Here is a 17740-nt window from a genome sequence, read left to right on the forward strand (position 1 = left end):
CACGGCGGCTTTGATGAATCCTATGACAGCTGCTTCAAAACCTGGAATGAGCTGGAGAAGGACGATGAAACGGTACCTGCCATTTTATCTCCTTTTTCTTCCGCCGATGTTGTATTATCTTATCTTCAGGTACGCACCTGTGGTAATGGCGCTGACCATTTCATTCATGGATTACAACATCTATAAAGGAATTCTCGCCAGTCCATGGGCCGGCTTCAAACACTTTATGGACTTCTTTAACTCGGTTTACTTCTGGAGGGTGCTGCGAAATACACTTGTTATCAACTTGTTGAACGTGGTGTTCGTTTTCCCGGCGCCGATTATTTTCGCTCTCATGCTTAATGAAGTGCGTAACACAATCATCAGAAGGGCCGTTCAAACGGTCAGCTACCTGCCGCATTTTATATCTACTGTCATCGTAGCGAGTATGGCGGTGACGTTCCTTTCCCCATCGGTTGGTCTAATAAACAACCTTCTAGAGAAGCTCGGATATGAGCGCACAAGCTTTCTGCTGCAGCCCGAATACTTTTGGGCGATCTATACGGGTATGGATTTGTGGAAAACGCTCGGCTGGTCCGCCATCCTGTATTTCGCGGCTTTAACCGGGATCAACACGGAGCTTTACGACGCCGCCAAGGTGGACGGGGCCAATCGGTGGAAACAGACTCTGCATATCACGCTGCCCGGCATCGCACCGACAATCATCATTCTGCTTCTGCTGAAGATAGGTGATATGCTCGAGGTCGGGTATGAGCTTATCGTCCTGCTCTATAATCCGAACACCTATATCACGGCAGACGTAATCGGTACCTATGTATACCGTCGCGGTATTTTGGAAGCCAACTTCAGCTTCGCTTCCGCTGTAGGCCTGTTCCAATCGGTTGCGGGCTTGGTACTGATCATCATTGCCAACAGATTGGCCAGAAAATACTCGGAAACAAGCCTTTGGTAAAGGGGGAGCAACGATGCCTGTTCTTCGCATGGGACCGGGGAAGCTACTGTTTATCGCGATAAACACATTATTTCTGGGGGCTGTCGTTACAGTCACCTTGTACCCGTTCCTCTATATTTTCGCCGCCTCCATAAGCGACCAGCTGTATATTCAGCAGGGACGTATCAGCATTATTCCAATGGGACTTCATTTGGATGCCTACCGGCGTGTGCTCGAGTTCCCGATGCTGGGAAGAGCATACCTCAACACCGTAATCTATACGGTCGTAGGCACGGCCATCAGCATGATATTGACCGTTTGCGCCGCCTATCCCATCTCGCGAAGAGATTTACCGGGGCGCAAGCTAATGACCGGGTTCATTCTGCTCCCGATGCTGTTCGGAGGGGGCTTGATACCTACATACCTTGTAGTCAGCGCACTCGGTATGCGCAATACGATCTGGGCTATCGTGATTCCGGCCGCGATTGCTTCCTTCTATGTTTTTATCCAACGAACCTTCTTCGAGCAAATTCCGTCGGAGCTGGAGGACGCCGCAAAGATGGACGGCTGCTCGCAGCTGCAGTGTTTGTACCGAATCATCCTTCCGCTGTCGGTGCCGTCATTGGTAACCATTGGGTTGTTTTACGCAGTCGGCCAATGGAACAGCTTCTTTCCTGCAATGATTTATCTGAATAACGAAGAGATGTTTCCCGTCCAAATTTTGCTGCGTGATATCGTGATCCAGAATCAGACGGATCAGATGCTGGTCGATGTCTTTGACGACAAGAACCTGGTGAGCGAATCGATCAAATATTCGACGTTAGTCATCGCGACTCTGCCTATTCTTGTGGTGTATCCTTTCATTCAAAAATATTTAATCCAAGGCTCTATGATGGGATCGATTAAGGGGTAAACAAAAAGGAGGATTAGTCAATGAAAAACAAGACTGTCAAAAGAAAATGGGCCATTGCTGTTTCTGCTTTAGCTGTAGTGGTAGCGGGCTGCTCGGGGAATGGCGGCTCAGGTGCCAGTGAAGCCCCTGCTCCAACGGGTGACGCAGCCAAGCCGTCTGCAAATGGCAAGGTACTAGACAAGAAAATCGAAGTCAGCGTTTATATGAGGCCCAGAACCGAGTCGGTGGAGTCGAACGAGCTGCCTTGGATGAAAGCGATCGTGGAGAAGACGAATGTGTACTTTAAGTGGCTGAAAGCGCCGAACGACAACAATGATTATATCCAGAAGTTTAACCTGACTCTGGCCGGCGGAGATCTCCCCGACCTGATGGAAGCGACGCCCGACCTCCTGAATAAAGGAGGAGAGAGCGGTGTTTTCGAGCCTCTGAACAAGCTGATCGATGAGCATTTGCCGAATTTCAAGAAGCTCGTTCAACAAAACCCCAAAATTTTGAAGGATATTAAATCCGACGACGGCAATATTTATTTCTTTCCGCAAATTTCGGCGGTCAAGACAATCAACCTGAATATTTTTCGCCAGGATTGGCTAGATAAGGTTGGCATGAAGGCGCCGACCACCACGGATGAGATGTATCAGGTTCTCAAGGCGTTCAAGGAAAAGGACCCTAACGGCAACGGTGCTAATGATGAAATTCCGTTTACTACACGGAACAAGCTGAAGGGACTGCTGCCCTTTATCGAGCCGTTCGGCGTCTCATTGGAGGAAGAATTCTATGTAGAGAACAACCAGGTGAAATACTCCTTCACCAACCCGAAGCTGAAGGACGGACTGGCCTTTGCGGCCAAGCTTTACAAGGAAGGCCTGATCGACAAGGAGTATATTACCAATGATCAGAAGATTTGGGAATCCCGGTTTACGAATCAGGTTTCAGGCTCTACCTTTGATTCCTTCCCTCGGATCGAATATTTGGAGAAGCTAGTCGTCAAAGCGAATCCAAATGTCAATATGACAGGAAGCATCCCGCTCAAGGGACCAAGCATGGAGGCCTACACCAAGAGCCAGCAGACACTGATTAAGAACGGTTTCGCTATCAGCTCCAAGTCAAAATACAAGGTGGAGCTTGCCAAAATGCATGACTGGTTCTACAGCGATGAAGGTCAGCTTGCCCATAACTTCGGGGTACTCGGTCAAACCTATATCATGGAGAACAATGTTCCTAAATATACGGACTTGATCATGAAGGATCCAAAGCAGTCTCCACTGCTCAAAATGTATGAGCTCGGCCACCGGGAATTTGCCTACCAGTGGGATATCCGTTATGAGAACGCGATGGTTACACCGAAGATTGAGAAAATCCGCGACTCGATCACTCCGTACATCAAGGACCGATACCCGCTTACCTTATCGTTCACCCAGGCGGAACGCGATGTGCTGAACTCAAAGCTTACGGAAATTACAACATACAAAGATGAAATGATGAATAAATTCATTATGGGTGCGGAATCCTTGGACAAATTCGATGATTTTGTTAAAAATATCGAGAAAATGGGTCTGGATCAAGTCCTTAAGATTCAACAAGCCTCTTACGACCGTTATCAGAAGAGATGAACAAGAAATCCTGAGGGGGGCACTTGGAACAAAGTGCCCCCTTAGGATATGCAAAAACATATGACAGATGAGGTATAATATGGTAGTTATGGTATAAGGCCTATTAAACAAGGAGTGTGGATGATGATTTACCGAGGGTTCGGCAGTACGGGCTGGAAGGTTTCTGCGATTGGCTTGGGTACCTGGAATATTGGAAATCAATGGGGAGAGGTTGATGATGAGACCGCTTACGCAACGATACGTGCTTCGTTAGACCAGGGCGTGAATCTCTTCGATACCGCCGAGTCTTATGGAATTCCAAACGGCTTATCGGAGCAACGGCTGGGCAAAGCCTTGAGTGGCTTAAGGCATAACACATACATCGTTACGAAAATCGGTCATTTCGGCAAACGGACGGGCCAAGGTGTGCCATTGACCACACCGGACATGATCAGGCTATGTGCACATGCTTCCCTGCACAGGCTGCGAACCGATTGGATCGACGTGCTGCTGTGCCATATCGGAGATATTCAGGATCCGTCGGTATTCCTAGAGGGCTTTGAGATCTTGAAGCGGGACGGAGAAATCAGGGAATATGGAATCTCCACCAACAGCCTGGAGGTACTCAAAAGGTTTAATGCAAACGGAACCTGCCGTGTGGTCGAGGTTGAATATTCTCTCTTGCACAGGCAGCCCGAAGAAGAGTTCTTGCCGTATTGCGAGGATAATGGAATCGCCGTGCTGATTCGGGGTCCGCTTGCAATGGGACTGTTATCCGGGAAATATTCGGAAGCCTCTGTCTTCACCGACAGTGTGCGTAACGGTTGGAATACGAATGGCGCAGGACGAAAGCAGTTCGAAGAACGCGTCCAAAGGGTGAAACAGCTCAAGCAGAGGCTCGAGCAGGATGAAGACATGGCGACAACCGCGCTCCGTTATGTGATCTCCCACCCGGCGGCTGCAGTAGCCATACCAGGCGCAAAATCCCCTGAGCAGGCAGCTGCAAATGCCAAGGCAGGGGATCGACTGTTGACGGCTCAAGAGCTTGAGCGATTAAAACAATAGAATTTGTTTATTTGAAATGACCTGAGGCCTAGTCTCAGGTCTTCGTGTGTCGAGCACTTTCCCTGATTTGACTCAATTAGATGTCATAAATATAATTGCTGCGGCAAAGAAAATGTCGCAGGACAACACGTTAGATGGAACAACTTTCTTTTATGAAAATCCGTTAAAAGTGTGCAAGCTCCTTCGGTGACATTTTCCGTATATGATACCGAGTATGGGATCGATCAAACCGTAATCATTGGTTGCTTGGCTAAAGATGCATGGTCAGGCATCGCTTCGACAACCTGACCGCCCTAGTAGAGCATTGATAGCATAGATAACGGCATTCGACATGCTCTGGTTGAAAAATTGAAGCAAGCGAAGGCTTCGGCCTACAAAGGCAACACGAATGCCGTGCAAGCCCAACTCAAGGCATTTATGAATCAAGTGAACGCTCAGAGCGGAAAGGCTCTCACGGAACAACAGGCACAGGTATTGACCGATATTGTGCAGTTGCTGAAATAATTGCTGCCTATAGAGCATTACTTACACACAGAGGAGGGCGGGCATCCCTTGATTGATTTAAACACATTACTAAAGTAGGAAATGTCATGAAATCCACAACGCTCTGCGACCTCGGTTACAGAATAGCCGCCGGTAGATAATAAGATCTCGGCTTGATTGATACGCATCTGGTTCAAATATTCCTTAAACGATATGCCGGTGTTGATTCTAAATAGTTTTCCGAGATAAAACAATCCGCGGAACCATAACGCGGTCGGCGCGAAGCTTCCAATTGCAAGTTTTTCCCCAATTTGCTCGCTGAGCATTAGAGGGATTTTTAAAAAAATGTCGAATACCTGTTTCATCATTTGTAAAGGGGCGGCGCTTGTGCTCAAAAGGACCTTGATCGTCTGTCTTATTAGCTTGATTTCTTTTTCGCTAATTCCGCTATCCATCGTCATGGATAAAGAAAAACAGCAGAAAGATTTAATGGTCCGGGATGGAGTAATGGACCTCTCTAAGTGGAATTATGAACAGAATAAGAGAATCAAGCTGGATGGTGAATGGGAATTTTATTGGAATCGATTGTTAACTACCGACGATTTCAACCAAGTAGGCAAACATAAGCCCCCTATTACAGATTTTATAAAGGTACCCTCTCCGTGGAATGGCAAAATAGTCAACGGCCAGCCCTTGCCCGCTTTTGGTTTCGCCACTTACCGAATGGTGCTGAAAAACATGCCCTTTAACGGAGTATTTGCTTTGAAAAAGACGAATATACGTTTTTCAAGCGCGGTTTATGCAAACGGGCACAAGCTCTTCGAGGATGGAAAACCGTCGGAGGAAGCAGCGAGTTACCGATCAGGGAATGTTCCGCAAATCGGCTTTTTTCCTTCTGAGAAGAGAGACGTTGAAATTATCGTTCAGGTTGCCAATTATGATTATGTAAATGGAGGCATTCCGGTATCCATCTATTTTGGTGAACAAGATGCGATGAATGAGCTTCAGCAGAAGAGCGCGGCGCATGAATTCAGTACCTTCGCTATTCTCTGCACGCTTGCGCTAATATTCTTCATCTGCTTTGTAACGGCAGCGTTATATCGCAAAAAAGACTATACATTGCTGGTTTTTGCTGTAATTTGTTCGCTTTACGCAATTTATAACGGCTTACTCGGAGAACGACCTCTTATATTATTTTTGCCCGGAATTTCATTCGAAGTTTTATATAAGATGAAGGACATCTGTTCATTTGCCTGCATGATTATACTAGCTATCTTTTTCTATCAACTTCAAAAAAGCATTATTTCACTAAAGTTTATCCGAGCCGTAACCCTTGTATTGGGCTGCTATCTGGTTATGGTAGCGTTCCTTCCTATTCGTGCTTATATGGTCATTCAACCTTATATCATCGCTTTGTATGAGTTGATGATTATTTGGTTGCTTTTGAAAATTGCCGTACTTCATATCAAGAGTGCCGAAGCCGATCGCTTTAAGTCTTTCCTGCTGTTCATGGCGATTCTCGCCATTAATCTGTATTCCATAGACGTTATCCTATTTGCCTTTTCTTTTAAAGAAAATCTATGGCTAGGGCAATTTTATATCGTTGTGTTCAACATCATTCTGATCTTTATGATTGCCATCCGTTTTTTTGAGGCCTATCACACGATAAATGAAATGAAAAATCAGCTTCTCCAATTAGACAAAATTAAGGATGATTTTTTGTCTAATACTTCCCATGAGCTGAAGACGCCTTTAAATGCCATAGTGAACATTACCGATACCCTTATTAGGGGAGTTGAAGGGCCGGTTAACGAAAAACAAGCGCATAATCTTACCATAGTGATGGAAAGCGGAAGAAGATTAACCAGTCTTGTAAACGAGCTGCTCGATTATTCAAAAATGAAACATGGAGATATTTCGTTATATAAGAGCGGCATAGATCTGAAAGCTGCCGTCGATTCGGTCATCGGGATTCACCTGTTTCTGCTGGGAGAAAAGCAAATAGCGCTTGCCAACCGGATCTCAGAGGATATTCCTGAGGTATGCGCGGATGGCAACCGTCTGATCCAAATTTTGCACAATCTGATCGGCAATGCGATCAAGTTCACCGAGCAAGGCGTGGTAGACGTAAGCGCTAAAGTTATCCGCGATTTGGTTGAGGTTCGTGTAAAAGATACAGGTATCGGGATTGCAGAGCATATGCAGGATCGTATTTTTAAGGCCTTTGAACAGGTCGATGCTTCCGAAACGAAAAATTATGGTGGAACCGGTCTTGGATTAAGCATAACGAAGAAGCTGGTGGAGCTCCACGGCGGAGAAATTCATCTGGAATCCAGTCTCGGGCAAGGATCGGTTTTTATTTTCACGCTTCCGATATGGGGCAAGGTTTCGAGAAAAACGAAGGGACAAACGGATGAGCAGGAACCGCTGAAAAAGGACGTGAGCTTGAATTATTCGGAGTATCCCATATATGTCGAAGGTGAAAAAGACGAACTTATTTTGGTGGTGGATGATGAATTCGGCAATCTTCAATCCATGATCAATTTGCTGAAGCTGGAAGGGTATTCCACCCTTGTTGTGAATCGAGGGCAAATGGCGGTGGATGAACTTTCAAAAAAACGGGAGTTCTTTCTGGTTATACTGGATATCATGATGCCTGACATGTCCGGGTACGAGGTGCTGAAAGCGATTCGAGAGAGGTTCTCTTCCTCTGAACTGCCGGTACTGATGCTGACGGCTAAAAATAGGGTTGACGATATAATCTTGTCGATGGAAAATGGAGCAAACGATTTTGTTGGGAAACCGTTTGAAGCGGAGGAGTTAATGGCGCGACTCAGAAGTCTCATCCGACTGAAAGCTTCCGTGAAAAACGCAAAGGACGCTGAAATTGCCTTTTTGCGTTCCCAGATCAAACCTCATTTCCTGTACAACGCCCTAAATTCAATTGCCGCACTTTGCCCGGATGAGCCTCTGAAGGCGGAGGAACTGACGCTGCAGCTTTCGCAGTATTTAAGAGGCAGCTTTGATTTCAAGCAACTGGATTCGGTTACGACCATAGAAAATGAATTGAATCTGGTACAAGCCTATATCAACATTGAGAAGGCGCGGTTTGGCGAAAGGTTGAAAGTGGAATATGATGTGGATGTGAATCGGGATATCCTGATTCCTCCGCTGATGTTGCAGCCGTTGGTGGAAAATGCCATTAGACACGGCCTGATGTCCATGATAAGGGGAGGAAACGTAAAAATATCCGTGAAAAAGGAAGCGGACACTGTAATCAGCTTTGCCGTAGAGGACAATGGATGCGGTATGACAGAAAAAAAGCGGCAGGAAATGCTGAATTCGGATGATCAAAAGGAAGGCGTAGGGCTTTGGAACATAAGTCGGCGCCTGAAGCTTCTTTACGGAAAGAGCCTCCGTATAGAAAGCAAGGAAGGAGTGGGTACGAAGGTATCCTTTGACATTCCTGCTAAGTCGATTAAGCAGATTGGAGGTTAAGCATGCTGCGAGCCATTATCGTGGATGATGAAGAATTATCGGTGAAACGTTTGAAGAAGATACTATCCGAGAACGGCGACATCGAAATATGCCATACGTTTCTGAACCCGTTGGAAGCTTTTGAATTTGTAAAGGAGAATCCGATACATATCGCATTTCTGGATATTTCCATGCCGGAAATTAACGGTATGAAGCTTTCCAGTCTACTGCTTCAGCTCGATGAATCCATAGACGTGGTTTTCGTAACCGGTTATGACAATTATGCAGTTCAAGCGTTCGATATGAGCGCACTGGATTATCTGCTGAAGCCTGTTACCACAGAGCGTTTGTCAAAAACGTTGGACAAAATCAGAAAAAAACATCGGGGTGCGGCTTCCGGACCTTCCATAGCGGTTCTTCTGTTCAATGGCTTGAAGATATACCGGCGGGATCAGAATAATGAGCCAATAAAGCTGAGAAGCCCTAAAACGGAAGAGCTGTTTACTTTTCTTGTTTGCAAAGGAACAGTCAGTCGGGAAGAAATTATCGATACGTTATGGAGTGACTTGGAACCTGAAAAAGCGTGGAAGAATTTGAATTCGACCCTCTACTATATTCGAAAAGCGATCAACGAGAACAACATGGGGAATTTTATTATAGCAGGCAAAAACGAAATCCGGATTGAAGAGAGCGGTATTTATTGCGATTTGTATGAATTCGAACAGTTGCTGCGACAAATCAGGGTCTCCTCTGAAAAAAGCGCAGATCTGCTTGAACAAGCGGAAACGCTGTATACGGGGCCGTTTTTGAAAGGAAAGGCATACGAATGGGCGAGCGAAAAGACCCATCGGCTTGAACAAAATTACATCGAATTGCTGGAGGCCGCCGCAAGATTCCATATGAAGCGAAACGAGCCGCAAAAATCGTTGCATTACTTTTGTGAAATTTTGAAATTGGATTTTATTAGAGAGGATATCAATCATGAGGTAATCCGTTTGTACGCTGCGCTGGGGAGGACGAATGAGGCGCTTCGGCAATATCACGTGCTGGAGGAGATGCTGCTGCATGAGCTTGGAACGAAGCCCGATCCCCGAATCCGGGATTTTGTCGTGAGTTTGACGCAATAGAAACAAGCAGAATGAAGAGCCTTTGGAATTGATCGGGATTCCAAGGCTCTTTCTTGTTTATTCCCTGTTTATTGTGTTTTTGTATAATAAACCTGATATTTGTCGAAAGAGGGGACGAGAGCTGTGAATCATCAAAGAAAAGCCAAACCATGGTTGAGGAAGCTGTACATATTGAGCTTGGCGCTGTTTATTGCATGTACATCTATGTTAGAAATATCGGTATATGCGGCTGAGACATGGAGCCAATTTGGCCGGCTTGGGTCGGTCAGTAGTTCAAACCCGGGAGGTTTTACCTCTCCAAAAGGAGTGGCGGTAGACAGCAGCGGGAATGTGTATGTGGCCGATACTACCAACCATCGCATTCAGAAGCTGACCATATCGACGAATACATGGAGCGAGTGGAAAAAGGCCGGCGGCGGCGCAGGAAACGGCTTGGGCGAGTTTAATTATCCTAATGCAGTGGCGGTAGACAGCGGCGGGAATGTGTACGTGGCCGATAGTAGCAACCATCGCATTCAGAAGCTGGATATTTCGACGAATACATGGAGCGAGTGGAAAAAGGTCGGCGGCGGCAACGGACTCGGCTTAGGCGAGTTTAACAATCCAAGAGGAGTGGCGGTAGACAGCAGCGGGAATGTGTACGTTGCCGATAGTAGCAACCATCGCATTCAGAAGCTGACCCTATCGACGAATACATGGAGCGAGTGGAAAAAGCCCAGCGCCGGCGCAGTCGCAGGAAGCGGCTTGGGCGAGTTTAATAGTCCTTATGGAGTGGCGGTAGACAGCAGCGGGAACGTGTATGTGGCCGATAGTTCCAACCATCGCATTCAGAAGCTGACCCTATCGACGAATACATGGAGCGAGTGGAAAAAGAGCGGCGGCGGCACAGGAACCAGCGTGGGCGAGTTTAATAATCCAAGGGGAGTGACGGTAGACAGCAGCGGGAATGTGTACGTGGCCGATGCTAACAACCATCGCATTCAGAAGCTGGCCCTATCGACGAATACATGGAGCGAGTGGAAAAAGGTCGACGGCGGTTCAGGATACGGCTTGGGCGAGTTTAATAGTCCTAATGGAGTGGCGGTAGACAGCGGCGGGAATGTATATGTGGCCGATGAGTTTCATCGCATTCAGAAGCTGACTGTAGTGAGCAATACATGGATTCAGTGGGGTGTAATTGGGCCTACATTCGGGTTTAGTACGGGCGAGTTTAATTTCCCAAGAGGAGTAGCGGTAGACAGCGGCGGGAATGTGTATGTGGCCGATACTTCCAACCATCGCATTCAGAAGCTGACCCTATCGACGAATACATGGAGTGAGTGGAAAAAGGTCGGCGGTGGCACAGGACTCGGCTTGGGCGAGTTTAGTAGTCCTTATGGAGTGGCGGTAGACAGCAGTGGGAACGTGTATGTGGCCGATTCCGGCAACAATCGCATTCAGAAGCTGGATATTTCGACGAATACATGGAGCGAGTGGAAAAGGAGCAGCGGCGGTGCAGGAAGCGGCTTGGGCGAGTTTAATTATCCAAGTGGAGTGGCGGTAGACAGCAGCGGGAACGTGTATGTGTCGGAAGTTATCAACCATCGTATTCAGAAGCTGACCATATCGACGAATACATGGAACGAGTGGAAAAAGGCCGGCGGCGGCGCAGGAAGCGGCTTGGGCGAGTTTAGTAATCCTTTTGGAGTGGCGGTAGACAGCAGCGGGAATGTGTATGTGGCCGATACTTCCAACCATCGCATTCAGAAGCTGAACCTATCGACGGATACATGGAGCGAGTGGAAAAAGATCGGCGGCGGTGCAGGAAACGGCTTGGGCGCGTTTAATGGTCCAAATGGAGTGACGGTAGACAGCAGCGGGAACGTGTATGTGGCCGATAGTTCCAACCATCGCATTCAGAAGCTGACCCTATCAACGAATACATGGAACGAGTGGAAAAAGATCGGCGGCGGCGCAGGAACAAGCTTGGGCGAGTTAAATAGTCCTTATGGAGTGGCGGTAGACAGCGGTAGGAACGTGTATGTGACCGATACTTTCAACCATCGCATTCAAAAGCTGGAAATACCTGCATCCCCGATCACTGACTTTGCAAGCACAGCGAAGACGAGCACAACGGCAACGTTCAACTGGACAGCAGCAAGCGGAGCGACGGGGATCATCATCGAGCAGTCCCCAGCCGGAGCAAATACATGGACAACGGCCACGACCGGCGCGATTGCAACCAGTTCGACGGCCGCGACGGTAACGGGGCTCAGCGCGGCCACCGCATATGATTTCCGGTTAGTGGTCACCGGCGGGGCGAACGCAGGCAACTCGAACACGGTGAGCGTCACGACCGATTATGCACCAACGTACACGATAGCAGAGATAGCGGATCAAACGGCAACGGCACTGACGGCAGGTTACAGTTCGGGCACTCAGGACACGAAAACGATCACGATTACGAAAACCGGCACCGGAGATTTGACGAACGTAGCCACAGCGTTAAGCGGAACCAATGCGACCGACTTTGTAATTACGCAGCCTGGAGCGACGACACTGAACAGCGGAACGACGTCGACGACGTTTACGGTGAAAGCAAAGGACGGCCTGGCAGCAGGCACGTACACCGCAACGGTGACGGTATATGCGGACAACATGACGAATGTGACGTTTACGGTTACACAGACGGTGAATCCGGCGCCTATGGCACCGTCGATCACCAGTCAGCCGGGCAACAAGACAGTGACAGCAGGACAGAATGCAACGTTCAGTGTAACCGCCAACGGCGACACGCCGCTTAGCTACCAGTGGAAGAAAGATAGCAATGTGCTGACAGACAGCGGGAACATCAGCGGAGCAACGACGGCGACCTTAAGCATCACTAATGCGCAATTGAGCGATGCGGGCAGCTATACTGCCGTGGTCACCAATGCAGCGGGGAATACGGAAAGCAACGCGGCAACTTTGACGGTGAATCCGGCGCCTATGGCACCGTCGATCACCAGTCAGCCGAACGCTGCGACAGTGACAGCGGGACAGACTGCAACATTCAGTGTAACCGCCAACGGCGACACGCCGCTTAGCTACCAGTGGAAGAAAGATGGCAATGCGCTGACAGACGGCGGGAACATCAGCGGAGCAACGACGGCGACCTTAAGCATCACTAATGCGCAATCGAGCGATGCGGGCAGCTATACTGCCGTGGTCACCAATGCAGCGGGGAATACGGAAAGCAACGCGGCAACTTTGACGGTGAATCCGGCGCCAGTGGCACCGTCGATCACCAGTCAGCCGAACGCTGCGACAGTGACAGCGGGACAGACTGCAACGTTCAGTGTAACCGCCAACGGCGACACGCCGCTTAGCTACCAGTGGAAGAAAGATGGAAATGCACTGACAGACGGCGGGAACATCAGCGGAGCAACGACAGCGACCTTAAGCATCACTAACGCGCAATCGAGCGATGCGGGCAGCTATACTGCCGTGGTCACCAATGCAGCGGGGAATACGGAAAGCAACGCGGCAACTTTGACGGTGAATCCGGCGCCAGTGGCACCGTCGATCACCGGTCAGCCGAACGCTGCGACAGTGACAGCGGGACAGACTGCAACGTTTAGTGTAACCGCCAACGGCGACACGCCGCTTAGCTACCAGTGGAAGAAAGACGGCAATGCGCTGACAGACGGCGGAAACATCAGCGGAGCAACGACGGCGACCTTAAGCATCACTAACGCGCAATCGGGCGATGCGGGCAGTTATACCGTCGTGGTCACCAATGCAGCGGGGAATGCGGAAAGCAACGCGGCAACTCTGACGGTGAATGCGCTGACCAATGCGGCAACGCCTAGCATCGGCACACAGCCAGCGGATCGAACGGTGAATGTGGGTGGCAGCGCGCCTTTGAGCGTAACGGCAACGGTGAGCGACGGCGGAACGATGAGTTACCAATGGTACAGCAATACGATCAACAGCAACAGCGGCGGAACGCTGATCAGCGGTGCCACGACCGCGTCATATAACGTACCGACAACCATGGCGGGAACGACGTACTACTATGTTGTGGTGACGAATACGAACAACAGCGTAAACGGAACTAAGTCGGCGACAAATACGAGCAGCGCAGCCAAGGTGACGGTGAACGGTGCACCCACGTATACGATATTCGCAATACCCAATCAAACAGCGTCGTCACTTATTGAAGGTTACGCCTCGGGTACGCAGGAAACGAAAACGATCAATGTAACGAATACCGGTACCGGTAATTTGACGAATCTCGCTGCAGCTTTGAGCGGCAACCATGCAAATGATTTCGTCGTGACGCAACCGGGAGTGACGACACTGGACAGCGGAATCACGTCGACGACGTTTACGGTGAAAGTAAAGGACGGTTTACCAGCAGGCACTTACACTGCAACAGTCACAGTAACGGCGGACCATATGTCGGCTGTAACCTTTACTGCGACGCAGGTGGTAAACTTGCCGAATGCTCCTGCGAATCCGCAGAACCTTGTGGCTGTCGGAGGAGATCGTCAGGTTACACTAAACTGGAGCACGGTAACGGGAGCGACCTACTATAACCTGTATATGTCAACAACTTCGGGCCAATTTAGCAACGCTTCAGTTACGACAGTAGGGTATTCCACCTACAATGTTCAAAGCTTGACCAACGGAACTACCTACTACTTTATAGTGAAAGCAGGCAACTTGGGAGGTTTGAGTGCGGAATCCAACCAGGTCAGCGCAACTCCTGTAACCGTTCCGGCAGCGCCAACGAATGTGACGGCAGTTGCTGGAAACGGACAAGCCACTATTTCTTTTACAGCTCCAACTGATAATGGCGGAAGTGCGGTTATGGAGTATGAGGTAACGATTTTGCCAGGAAATACGGTCATAGCCGGAACGGTAGATCCAATTACCATAACAGGCTTAACCAACGGAACGAGCTACACCTTTACGGTAAAGGCGGTCAACGGTGTGGGAAGAAGTGTCTCTTCTGCCCCGTCCAATGCTATTATCCCAGCAGCGCCATCCAGCGGCGACAATGAAAGCGGCAACACTACAACCGAACTTGAAGCTCCTGCTAGACCGGAAACCGGGAACACCGGAGTGGATGTACTTGTCAACGGTAAAGTGGAGAGTGCGGCAACAGCAACGACAAGTAAACAAAACGAGAAAACCGTAATAACCATTACAGTTGACCAAAAAAAGCTGGATGACAAGCTCGCGCTGGAAGGACAACATTCGGTTGTGGCGATTCCGGTCAATATGAAGTCTGATGTAGTCGTAGGTGAATTGAACGGTCAAATGATTAAAAACATGGAGAACAGGCAGGCAGTCTTGGACATCAAAACCGACCGGGCAACGTATACGCTGCCAGCGCATCAGATCAACATTGATGCCGTTGCCAATCAATTCGACAGATCTGCAGTCCTGCAAGACATCAAGGTACAGATCGAAATCGCGACACCGACAGCGAATACATTAAAAATTATGGAAAACGCGGTAGCGAAAGGAACATTCACACTGGTCGCACCGTCAATTGATTTTACTGTTAAAGCCTCATACGAAGGCACAACGGTTAATGTAACGAAGTTCAACGTCTACGTGGAACGAACCATTGCGATTCCGGATGGTGTTGATCCAAACAAGATTACAACAGGAGTTGTTGTTGAACCTGACGGAACGTTTCGCCACGTACCGACCAAGGTGGTTGTTATCGATGGTAAGTATCACGCAAAAATCAGCAGCTTAACCAACAGTACGTACTCGGTTGTATGGTATCCGCTTGAGTTTATGGATATGACCAATCATTGGGCGAAAGCTGCGGTGAACGACATGGGATCGCGGATGGTCATCGATGGTACTGGAAACGGCATGTTTAATCCTGACCGAGACATGACTCGCGCTGAACTTGCAGCGATTATCGTTCGCGGATTGGGACTTAAGCTGGAAAACGGAACGTCACCGTTCTCGGATATCAAGACAACAGATTGGCATAGCAGCGCGATTAATACAGCATATGCACACCATTTGATCGATGGGTTTGAAGACGGAACGTTCCGTCCGAACGATAACATTACCAGAGAACAAGCCATGGTGATGATCGCCAAAGCGATGACGATCACCGGGTTGAAAGCAAAGCTTCCTATCCAACCGGCAGGCCAAATATTACAACCGTACACAGATGCGATGGATGCATCCGCATGGGCGCTAAGCAGCATTGCAGACAGTGTTCAAGCGGGCATCGTATCGGGAAGTAACGGTGATGAATTGACTCCAAAAGCACTTATTACGAGAGCTGAAGTAGCAGCAATTGTACAAAGACTGCTTCAAAAATCGGAATTGATATAAGCTCCGTTATACGGCCTACAACTAGAGTAAAAGGGCTATACTACAACAGTAGAGAAAGCTGTCGCAGTATAGCCTTGTTTTTTAATATCCATTTTGATTGCCGGGTTTTCGCATCAGTTATATTAAGTTACATAAGAATGAGCAAACTCAATTAGTGCAACACGGTCATTCACACCATGCTTATGTCAGTCAAGCTCGAGGAAGATTAGTTGTTAACTGCGGTAGTTTTGGTTTGCCCTTTGATAGGGATAATCGAGCTAGCTATGCCAATGTAGAGTTTAATAATAAAGACTTAGCCGTTCAACTAAGGAGACACTCAGGGTTGTTAGATATCCTTATGATTCTGCTAAAAACACTCTTAAGCTAACGAAACGATGGTCTTCTGCAAATCTGTCGGGGTAGTCTGCTTTTCCTGCTCCGACTTAGTTGGATGTGTTAACTCCGCGATGTTAACTGGGACGTAAATGCAACGGCAAGTAAAAATTAGGTGTTCAGAACAAGTCCTTGAAATTGAAGGGCTTATTCATTTTGGAAGCATATGTTTGCCATTGTTGGATTCAAAAGTTTGTCAACTAAAAAAAATCTTGATATTACAGGGTTTTAGCCGGTATTACCTTTTTAAAAAAGGGAGGGCCCAATATTATCGAGCCATTTTTTTGTTCCCATAGTTTTTAACAATCAATTATTAGTACTACAGGCAAGCTTATTGTTCCGATATAGACCAAGCGTTTTATAGAGAAAACGATTCTCCATAGAGGGAGTATAGTTTAATAAGGCTCAGTATAAATTACTTACTTCTTGAACCATACACCATAAAACATTTAGTAATGGTGGATAAAATGAACTACGACTCAAATGACAATACCGCCAGAAGATACAAAGCACATGTTAGTGTCCTGGGAACAACGCAATTGCATCTAAGAAATCCATAAAATTATTGATTGGTGGTCCGTGGGGCCTCATACCTAACTAAATTACCTTAAATTGGCTTGCGGGGATAGCTTAGATCGAGGGAAAAAACGTTGAGCTATTTAAGAGGAACTATGTATTGACCAACCTGACTTAAAAGGATTTACCCAAGTAGAATTCCATGTGATGCATTTCATGTTGTTTACTCCTTTCTTCTGTAATGAAAATGTTTTTCTGCTGGACGACAATAGCGGCCGCACAGCTATGTTTCTCCGACGCTTCTGTTCAAGCAAGGCAAACCCTTCTTTACATTGGGCTCATTGGGGGGGGAACCGGGTTCCGACCATACTCACACGCCTGTTGATTCGTTTCCTGCAGAACAAGCTCAGCCTTGAGGAAGTGGTTAGACTGCCCCGCTTTTACTCGGACGAGAGACTGATATATCTGGAAGAAGATTTGGAAATAAAGGAAAAGAACAAGCTTCTTCATCTCGGTTATCGTTTACAGCATCATTCCGTGCCGATTCGATATGGGGGCACTCATGGGATGGTTCTGGGGGAGCATGGTGCGATGTATGGTGTAGCAGACCCGCGCAGGAAAGGGAAATGCATCATCAAGCGAATGTAGATAAGCTGACAAATGACGGTGACCAGACTTAGGGGTGGGAATCGAGTGGAGCATTGCTCATTTTGCAAGCTATGCTGTAGGGTAACGGATAAAATCTCCCTGAATGAGGAGATCTGTGAGGAATGTCTTGATCTGCTGGAGTTTGGGTACTTGTCCTTTCCTGCGTACCGTTTAAAGGAACAACATACAAATGATAGAGTGGAGAAGTCCGCATTAAAGGGAAGTACTTAATATATATTACTTCAATAACAAATATATTAGGACATATTAGAATATTTAATACACA

General features: G+C 47.8%; 11 protein-coding genes. 10 read left to right on the forward strand and 1 reads right to left on the reverse strand.

All coding sequences use genetic code 11. From position 1 onward, the window contains the following. Positions 1 to 46: 46 nt before the first annotated feature. The 5 genes from QMO62_RS25310 (at position 47) to QMO62_RS25330 (ending at position 5002) form a co-directional block, all read left to right on the forward strand. The gene (locus tag QMO62_RS25310; protein ID WP_284645283.1) at positions 47 to 952 is read left to right on the forward strand and encodes an ABC transporter permease; all 906 of its coding nucleotides are present in this window, start codon (positions 47 to 49) and stop codon (positions 950 to 952) included. Positions 953 to 965: 13 nt separating this feature from the next. Next, entirely contained in the window at positions 966 to 1844 is an 879-nt protein-coding gene (locus QMO62_RS25315; protein WP_284645284.1) for a carbohydrate ABC transporter permease, read from the forward strand. Between the two features lie 20 nt (positions 1845 to 1864). Continuing rightward, positions 1865 to 3454 carry an extracellular solute-binding protein gene (locus tag QMO62_RS25320; RefSeq protein ID WP_284645285.1) on the forward strand — a complete coding sequence of 530 codons (1590 nt, stop codon included), beginning with the start codon at positions 1865 to 1867 and terminating at the stop codon, positions 3452 to 3454. 123 nt (positions 3455 to 3577) lie between these two features. Continuing rightward, positions 3578 to 4498 (forward strand): aldo/keto reductase, encoded by a 921-nt coding sequence (locus QMO62_RS25325; RefSeq protein WP_284645286.1) that lies wholly within the window; start codon positions 3578 to 3580, stop codon positions 4496 to 4498. Positions 4499 to 4822: 324 nt separating this feature from the next. After that, the gene (locus QMO62_RS25330; protein ID WP_372516755.1) at positions 4823 to 5002 is read left to right on the forward strand and encodes an FIMAH domain-containing protein; all 180 of its coding nucleotides are present in this window, start codon (positions 4823 to 4825) and stop codon (positions 5000 to 5002) included. A gap of 17 nt (positions 5003 to 5019) precedes the next feature. On the opposite strand, the gene QMO62_RS33590 is transcribed toward QMO62_RS25330, so the two are convergent. Continuing rightward, a complete protein-coding gene (locus QMO62_RS33590; protein ID WP_372516736.1) occupies positions 5020 to 5442 on the reverse strand; it encodes a helix-turn-helix transcriptional regulator in 423 nt (140 codons plus the stop codon). On the opposite strand from QMO62_RS33590, the gene QMO62_RS25340 reads away from it, so the two are divergent. The 5 genes from QMO62_RS25340 to QMO62_RS25360 all read left to right on the forward strand — a co-directional run bounded on the left by QMO62_RS25340 (position 5441) and on the right by QMO62_RS25360 (position 17454). Beyond that, the gene (locus QMO62_RS25340) at positions 5441 to 8479 is read left to right on the forward strand and encodes an ATP-binding protein (RefSeq protein WP_284645290.1); all 3039 of its coding nucleotides are present in this window, start codon (positions 5441 to 5443) and stop codon (positions 8477 to 8479) included. The genes QMO62_RS33590 and QMO62_RS25340 overlap by 2 nt on opposite strands. A gap of 2 nt (positions 8480 to 8481) precedes the next feature. Then, positions 8482 to 9585, forward strand: coding sequence for a response regulator (locus QMO62_RS25345; protein WP_284645291.1), 1104 nt, complete (start codon positions 8482 to 8484; stop codon positions 9583 to 9585). A 204-nt stretch (positions 9586 to 9789) separates the two neighbouring features. Then, positions 9790 to 15918 carry an immunoglobulin domain-containing protein gene (locus tag QMO62_RS25350; protein WP_284645292.1) on the forward strand — a complete coding sequence of 2043 codons (6129 nt, stop codon included), beginning with the start codon at positions 9790 to 9792 and terminating at the stop codon, positions 15916 to 15918. 97 nt (positions 15919 to 16015) lie between these two features. After that, positions 16016 to 16285, forward strand: a complete 270-nt coding sequence (locus tag QMO62_RS25355; RefSeq protein ID WP_284645294.1) for a metallophosphoesterase family protein — start codon at positions 16016 to 16018, stop codon at positions 16283 to 16285. An 806-nt stretch (positions 16286 to 17091) separates the two neighbouring features. After that, positions 17092 to 17454 carry a gamma-glutamyltransferase gene (locus QMO62_RS25360; RefSeq protein ID WP_284646672.1) on the forward strand — a complete coding sequence of 121 codons (363 nt, stop codon included), beginning with the start codon at positions 17092 to 17094 and terminating at the stop codon, positions 17452 to 17454. Positions 17455 to 17740: the final 286 nt, after the last annotated feature.

This window comes from Paenibacillus silviterrae, from assembly GCF_030167925.1.
In the GTDB taxonomy this organism is placed as follows: domain Bacteria; phylum Bacillota; class Bacilli; order Paenibacillales; family NBRC-103111; genus Paenibacillus_G; species Paenibacillus_G silviterrae.

Excerpts from the sequence above, each read along its gene's own strand:
- QMO62_RS25310 (WP_284645283.1), top strand. The coding sequence starts at position 47 with ATGAGCTGGAGAAGGACGATGAAACGGTACCTGCCATTTTATCTCCTT.
- QMO62_RS25315 (WP_284645284.1), top strand. The coding sequence starts at position 966 with ATGCCTGTTCTTCGCATGGGACCGGGGAAGCTACTGTTTATCGCGATA.
- QMO62_RS25320 (WP_284645285.1), top strand. The coding sequence starts at position 1,865 with ATGAAAAACAAGACTGTCAAAAGAAAATGGGCCATTGCTGTTTCTGCT.
- QMO62_RS25325 (WP_284645286.1), top strand. The coding sequence starts at position 3,578 with ATGATTTACCGAGGGTTCGGCAGTACGGGCTGGAAGGTTTCTGCGATT.
- QMO62_RS25340 (WP_284645290.1), top strand. The coding sequence starts at position 5,441 with ATGGATAAAGAAAAACAGCAGAAAGATTTAATGGTCCGGGATGGAGTA.
- QMO62_RS33590 (WP_372516736.1), bottom strand. The coding sequence starts at position 5,442 with ATGACGATGGATAGCGGAATTAGCGAAAAAGAAATCAAGCTAATAAGA.
- QMO62_RS25345 (WP_284645291.1), top strand. The coding sequence starts at position 8,482 with ATGCTGCGAGCCATTATCGTGGATGATGAAGAATTATCGGTGAAACGT.
- QMO62_RS25350 (WP_284645292.1), top strand. The coding sequence starts at position 9,790 with ATGTTAGAAATATCGGTATATGCGGCTGAGACATGGAGCCAATTTGGC.
- QMO62_RS25360 (WP_284646672.1), top strand. The coding sequence starts at position 17,092 with ATGTTTCTCCGACGCTTCTGTTCAAGCAAGGCAAACCCTTCTTTACAT.